Here is a 6,326-nt window from a genome sequence, read left to right as displayed (position 1 = left end):
CCGGCGTCCGTATCGGGCCCCGGCCCGCACTCCGCACCCGAACCGGCCCCGGCGGGCTCGACCGCGTCGACCAGTTCCGCGGTGGCGGTGGCGATCCGGTCCGGATCGGCGCGCACGACCCAGTGGCTGCCGGGGATCCGGCGCACCCGCAGATCGGGCACCCACCGGGCGATCTCGGTCTGCAACGGCACGCCCACGAACGGGTCGTCGACGGGGGCGAGCACCTGGACGGGGATCTCCGCCGGGCGGTGCCCGGGGCGCCGGAGCCTGCCGACGAGGTTGGCCCGGTAGAGGTTCAGCCCGTGCACCGCGTCGGAGTGCCGGGGCGCGGGCTCGGCGGGTTCCCGCGCACGCACGATCCGCGCGCCGAGACCGGAGCGCCAGAGCAGTTCCGGCAGCACCGGGAGCTGGAAGAACGCCAGGTATCCGGACCGGGCCAGTTGCCGCAGTGCGGCGCCGAGCCTGCGCGGGTGCGGCCGCAGGCTGCGCGCGGAACCAGTGGGCGGCGTGGTCCAGATCCGGGCCGGAGATCGAGGTGAACGAGGCCACCCGCCCCCGCAGCCACGGCCCGGTGACCGCGTGCCAGGCCTGGATGGAACCCCAGTCGTGTGCGAGCAGGTGGACCGGGCGGTCCCCGGCGACCCCGTCGAGGACGGCGAGCAGGTCGGCGGCGAGCGTGTCCAGCCGGTACGCGGCGACCTCCCGCGGCGCGTCGGACTCCCCGGCCCCGCGCACGTCGTAGGTGACCACCCGGAACCGGCCGCGCAGCCGCGTGCGCACGCCGTCCCAGAGCGTGGAGTCGTCGGGGTAGCCGTGCACACACACCACGGTCGGGACGGCAGTGTCCGACCTGCTCGCGCCGTCCGACCTGCTCGCGCCGTCCGACCCGCTCGCGCCGTCCGGTCCGTCGACCGTCACCGACAACCGGACACCGTCCGCACCGTGCACCCACACTCGCCGCATCGCACCCATGCTAGAGCCGATCGTCGCGGAAGCCGATCTTCAGCACCGTCCCGCGTGCGCGGCCACCACGCAGGGTTGACGGCCGACCACCGGGTCCGTGAGACTTTGGCGGGCCGACAATATGACGGAAATCATATTCCGCCATGCGAAAACGCAGGTTCCGACCACCTCGGGGGCGGGCATGGACCACCTGGCGGTACTCAGTCTCGTCGCCCTTGCGCCCATCGTGGTCGTCGGAATCCTCCTGGTCGGGCTGCGCTGGCCCGCGAAGTACGCGATGCCGCTCGGCTTCGCCGTGGTCGTCGGAGCCGCCGCGTTCGTGTGGGGCGTCGAGCCGATCGTCATCGCCGCCTCCAGCATCGAAGGCCTGATCCTGGCCGTGGGCCTGCTCTACATCGTGTTCGGTGCACTCCTGCTGCTCGGCACGTTGAGCAACAGCGGGGCGCTAGCCACCATCCGGGGCACCTTCACCGACATCAGCCCGGACCGACGGGTGCAGGCGATCATCATCGGCTGGCTGTTCGGCAGCTTCATCGAGGGCGCCTCCGGCTTCGGCACCCCGGCCGCCGTGGTCGCCCCGCTGCTGCTGGCACTCGGCTTCCCGGCGATGGCGGCGGTACTGGTGGGTCTCACCATCCAGAGCACCCCGGTCACCTTCGGGGCGGTGGGCACACCCGTCCTCGTCGGCGTCACGGACGGCCTCAGCGGCAGCGCGGCCGTCGAGGAGCGGGCGTCCGTACTCGGTGTGCCGATGCCCGACTACATCGCCGGGATCGCGCTCGACGCCGCGATCATCCACGCGATCGTGGGCACGCTGCTCCCGCTGTTCCTGGCCTGCCTGCTCACCGGGTTCTTCGGGGACCGATCCCGCCCGACGACCGCACGGTTCGCCGACGGACTCGGGGTGTGGAGGTTCGCCCTGTTCGCGGCGCTGTCGATGACCGTCCCCTACGTCACCGTGGCCGCCCTGCTCGGCCCCGAGTTCCCCGCACTGCTCGGCGGGCTCGCCGGACTGGCGATCGTGGTCACCGCCGCGCGGCGCGGACTGTTCCTGCCCGCGCACACCTGGGAGTTCCCGCCCCGGCAAGGCTGGAAGGCGGTCTGGACGGGACGGGTGGAGCCGGACACCGACGTGGCGGGACGCCGGATGCACCCGGCGCGGGCGTGGGCGCCGTATCTGCTGGTGGCGGCGCTGCTGGTGCTCACCCGCACGATCGCGCCGCTCACCGACTTCCTCACCGGCCTGTCCCTGGACTTCACCGGGATCCTGGGGACCGATATCTCGGAGAGCCTGGAGCCGTTCTACCTCCCCGGTTTCGTCCTCGTGGTCGCCAGCGTCGCCGCGTACGGGCTGCACCGGATGTCCCGCGCCCGGATCGCCGCCTCCTGGCGCGTGGCGGGCAGACAGATCGCCGGAACGGCGGTCGCCCTGCTGTTCGCGCTGCCGCTGGTCCGGGTGTTCATCAACTCTGGCCTGAACACCAGCGGTTACGAGAGCATGCCGCTGACCCTCGCGGACGGGGCAGCCTCGGCCGTCGGCGACGCCTGGCCGGTGCTCGCGCCGTGGATCGGCGCGCTCGGCGCCTTCGTGGCGGGCAGCAACACCGTGTCGAACCTGATGTTCTCGCTGTTCCAGTTCTCCACCGCCGAGCAGATCGGCGTGCCCCCGGAGCCGGTCGTGGCCGGTCAGGCCGTGGGCGGTGCCGCGGGCAACATGATCACGGTGCACAACGTGGTGGCCGCCTCCGCCACCGTCGGGCTCCTCGGCAGGGAGGGCGACCTGATCCGTAAGACGATCTTCCCGATGGTCTACTACTGCCTGTTCGCCGGGGCACTGGCGTTCGTGCTCGCCAACGGGCTCGGCCTCAACCTGGGAACCGTCCTGCTGGTGGTGCTGCTGCTCGCGGTCGCCGCGGTCGTCCACCGGCTGCACTCGGGCGGCCGCGCGGCGCGGCCGGGGTGAGCGGGCGGCACAATGGCCGCCATGCTGCCTACCACCGAGCACGCCCTGCTCCGCCGCGTGGCCACGGAACAGTCCACCGGACGGGCCCCCTCCCTCGTGGCCGCCGTGGTCCGGGACGGTGAGCTCGCGTGGTGGGGCGCACGGGGCGAGGTGACCGGTGCGCGACCGGACACCAGGACGCTGTACCGGATCGGCTCGATCACCAAGTCGCTGGTGGCGGTGGTGGTGCTGCGGCTGCGCGACGAGGGCAGGCTGGCGCTGTCCGACCCGCTGGACACCCACGTACCCGGAACCGCCTTCGGCGAGCTCACGATCGCACACCTGCTGTCCCACACCGGCGGGCTGACCTCCGAGTCGCCCGGCTCGTGGTGGGAGCGCTCTCCCGGCGGCGACTGGGACGACCTGAACAGCGACCTCGGCCTGCAGGAGCGCAAGCACCGTCCGGGGCGGCGGTTCCACTACTCCAACGTCGGCTACGGCGTGCTCGGGGAACTGGTGGCCCGGCTGCGCGGTACGAGCTGGCTGGACGCCGTGCGTGCCGAGGTGCTCGCCCCGCTGGGGATGCACCGCACCACCGACCGCCCCACCGGGGCACACGCGCAGGGGTTCGCGGTGCATCCGTTCGCCGATGTCGTGCTGCCCGAACCCGCCCACGACGCGGGCGCGATGGCCCCGGCCGGGCAGTTGTGGTCCTGCGTCGACGACCTCGCCGCCTTCACCGCCTTCGTCGGCGGGGACACCGCCGAAGTGCTGCACCCGGACACGGTGGCCGAGATGCGGGAGGCCGCGATGATCGACGACAGCGGTCCGTGGTCGGCCGGGTACGGGCTCGGGCTGCAGCTCGCCCGGGTACACGGCAAGCGGCTGGCCGGGCACACCGGGTCCATGCCCGGGTTCCTGGCCACCACGATGACCGACCCGGCCACCGGTACGGGGGCACTGGCCCTGGCCAACGCCACCAGCGGTGTGGGCATCCTGTCCCTGGTGGCCGATCTCCTCGCGACGGCCGACGAACTGGAGCCGCCGCTGCCCGCCGAGTGGCGGCCCGCCCCGGTCTCCGACGGCCTGCTGGAGCTGACCGGCCTCTGGCACTGGGGGCCCGCGCCGCACCACCTGCGGGTGTTGCCGAACGGGTGGCTCGACCTGCGTCCCGCCACCGGAGCGGGCCGGGCGTCCCGGTTCCGGCCGCTGGGCGACGGCCGGGACCGCTGGCTCGGGCTGGACGGCTACTACTCGGGGGAGACGCTGACGGTCCATCGGGACACCGACGGGACCCCGCGGTATCTCGATCTGGCGACCTTCATCTTCACCCGGACGCCGTACGATCCGGCCGCACCGGTGCCCGGCGGTGTCGACGACGGGGGCTGGCGTGGGTGACGCTCGTCATTCAACGTGGCCGGAGACCGTGAAACACTGGCGGTATGACCGAAGCCGATGAGTTGACACTGCCCGCAGACCTCAAGCCCTCCGACGGCCGGTTCGGGTGCGGCCCGTCCAAGGTGCGCCCCGAGCAGCTGGCCAACCTCGCCAAGGAGGGCGCCAACCTCCTCGGCACGTCGCACCGCCAGAAGCCGGTGAAGTCCCTCGTCGGCCGGGTGCGGTCCGGGCTGGCGGAGCTGTTCGACCTGCCCGACGGCTACGAGGTGGTGCTGGGCAACGGAGGCACCACGGCGTTCTGGGACGCGGCCGCGTTCGGTCTGGTGCGCGAGCGTGCCCAGCACTTCTCCTACGGCGAGTTCTCCTCGAAGTTCGCCACCGTGACGGACAAGGCCCCGTTCCTGTCCGACTCGGTCGTGGTGACCTCGGAGCCGGGCACCGCCCCCGAGATCACCTACGAGCCGGGCTGCGACCTGGTGGCCTGGGCGCACAACGAGACCTCCACCGGTGTCGCCGTGCCGGTACGCCGCCCCGCGGACAGCGAGGGCGCGCTGGTGGCGATCGACGCCACCTCCGGGGCCGGCGGCCTCCCGGTGCGGGCCGCCGACTACGACGTGTACTACTTCGCCCCGCAGAAGTCGTTCGCCTCGGACGGCGGCCTGTGGGTGGCCCTGATGTCGCCCGCCGCGATCGAGCGCGTCGGCGAGATCGGCGCCTCGGACCGCTGGGTCCCGGAGTTCCTGTCGCTGCCCACCGCGCTGGACAACTCCCGTAAGGACCAGACCTACAACACACCGGCGCTGGCCACGCTGTTCATGCTGGCCGACCAGGTCGAGTGGATGCTCGCGGGTGGGGGCCTCGACTGGTCCACTGCCCGGACCCGGGAGACCTCGGACCGGCTGTACGAGTGGGCGGAGAAGACCTCCTACACCTCGCCGTTCGTGAGCGACCCGGGGCTGCGCTCCTACGTCGTGGGCACCGTGGACTTCGACGAGAGCGTGGACGCCGCCGCGGTGGCGAAGACGCTGCGGGCCAACGGCATCGTCGACGTCGAGCCGTACCGCAAGCTGGGCCGCAACCAGCTGCGCATCGGCATGTTCCCGGCCATCGAGCCGGACGACGTCACGGCGCTGACCCGGTGCATCGAGTGGATCGTGGCGCGTACCACGAAGTGATCGTTCCCAGATTCCCCTGATCGGGCAACGGGTAGTCCGGCGCGTCGGGACCGGATGTACGGGCCGTGTCGAGCACGATCGACACGGGATGTTCACGGATTCCGGCGCGCCTCTCCCGTCAAGGCGACGCGCCGCATTACCGTGGACACCCACAGAGGTGATGTCTTTCGGAGGCGGACATGCGAACGCTGCGAGTGGTCGGGTTGCACGAGGACGGCACGTCCCTCGTGTGCGAAGACCCTGAGCGCCGCGAGCGGTTCCTCCTGCCCGCGGACGAGCGCCTGCGCGCGGCGGCCCGCGGGGACATCGCCCGGCTCGGCCAGATCGAGATCGAGCAGGAGAGTCCCATGCGTCCACGCGAGATCCAGGCCCGGATCCGGGCGGGGGAGTCCGTCGAGCAGGTGGCGTCGGCCTCGGGGATGTCGACCGACCGGGTCGAGCGATTCGCCCACCCGGTGCTGCTCGAACGCTCCCGCACGGCCGACCTCGCCCAGCGTGCCCACCCGGTCCGGGAGGACGGACCGGACATCCGCACGCTCGGGGAGATCGTCGCGCACGCGTTCGGGCTGCACGGGCACGACTACACCCAGGCGAACTGGGACGCCTGGCGTTCCGACGAGGGCCGGTGGATCATCGGGCTGCACTGGAGCGCCGGACGTTCGGACAACCGGGCGCACTGGTCCTTCTCCCCCGGTGCGCACGGCGGCACGGTCACGGCCCTCGACGATCTGGCGGAGGCGCTGCTCGATCCGGACGCGCACAGCGTCCCCCGGCCCGTCGCCGAGCGCGCGGCGGAGTCGCCGGAAGAGGCCGACGAGGCCACCCGGCACGGCGCCACGGTGATCGAG

General features: G+C 72.4%; 6 protein-coding genes. 5 read left to right on the top strand and 1 reads right to left on the bottom strand.

What is annotated here, in order from left to right:
* Nucleotides 1–780: alpha/beta fold hydrolase (locus SACHA_RS24125; protein WP_408640330.1), on the bottom strand; the 780-nt coding region annotated here is incomplete at its 3' end.
* A 61-nt stretch (nt 781–841) separates the two neighbouring features.
* On the opposite strand from SACHA_RS24125, the gene SACHA_RS26355 reads away from it, so the two are divergent.
* From SACHA_RS26355 to sepH, 5 genes are all read left to right on the top strand, one after another.
* Nucleotides 842–1,042 (top strand): hypothetical protein, encoded by a 201-nt coding sequence (locus SACHA_RS26355; RefSeq protein ID WP_019811907.1) that lies wholly within the window; start codon nt 842–844, stop codon nt 1,040–1,042.
* A 102-nt stretch (nt 1,043–1,144) separates the two neighbouring features.
* Nucleotides 1,145–2,926 carry an L-lactate permease gene (locus tag SACHA_RS0117635; RefSeq protein ID WP_019811905.1) on the top strand — a complete coding sequence of 594 codons (1,782 nt, stop codon included), beginning with the start codon at nt 1,145–1,147 and terminating at the stop codon, nt 2,924–2,926.
* Between the two features lie 12 nt (nt 2,927–2,938).
* Entirely contained in the window at nt 2,939–4,303 is a 1,365-nt protein-coding gene (locus SACHA_RS0117630) for a serine hydrolase domain-containing protein (protein ID WP_019811903.1), read from the top strand.
* Between the two features lie 44 nt (nt 4,304–4,347).
* On the top strand, nt 4,348–5,478 hold the full coding sequence (serC, locus tag SACHA_RS0117625; RefSeq protein ID WP_019811901.1) for a phosphoserine transaminase: 1,131 nt from the start codon (nt 4,348–4,350) through the stop codon (nt 5,476–5,478).
* A gap of 179 nt (nt 5,479–5,657) precedes the next feature.
* On the top strand, nt 5,658–6,326 hold a 669-nt coding region (sepH, locus tag SACHA_RS22875; protein WP_039739637.1), incomplete at its 3' end, for a septation protein SepH.

Source organism: Saccharomonospora halophila 8 (assembly GCF_000383775.1).
Taxonomy (GTDB): Bacteria; Actinomycetota; Actinomycetes; order Mycobacteriales; family Pseudonocardiaceae; genus Saccharomonospora; species Saccharomonospora halophila.
Note: the sequence above shows the minus strand (reverse complement) of the source record. Positions and strands in the feature narration are given on the sequence as shown.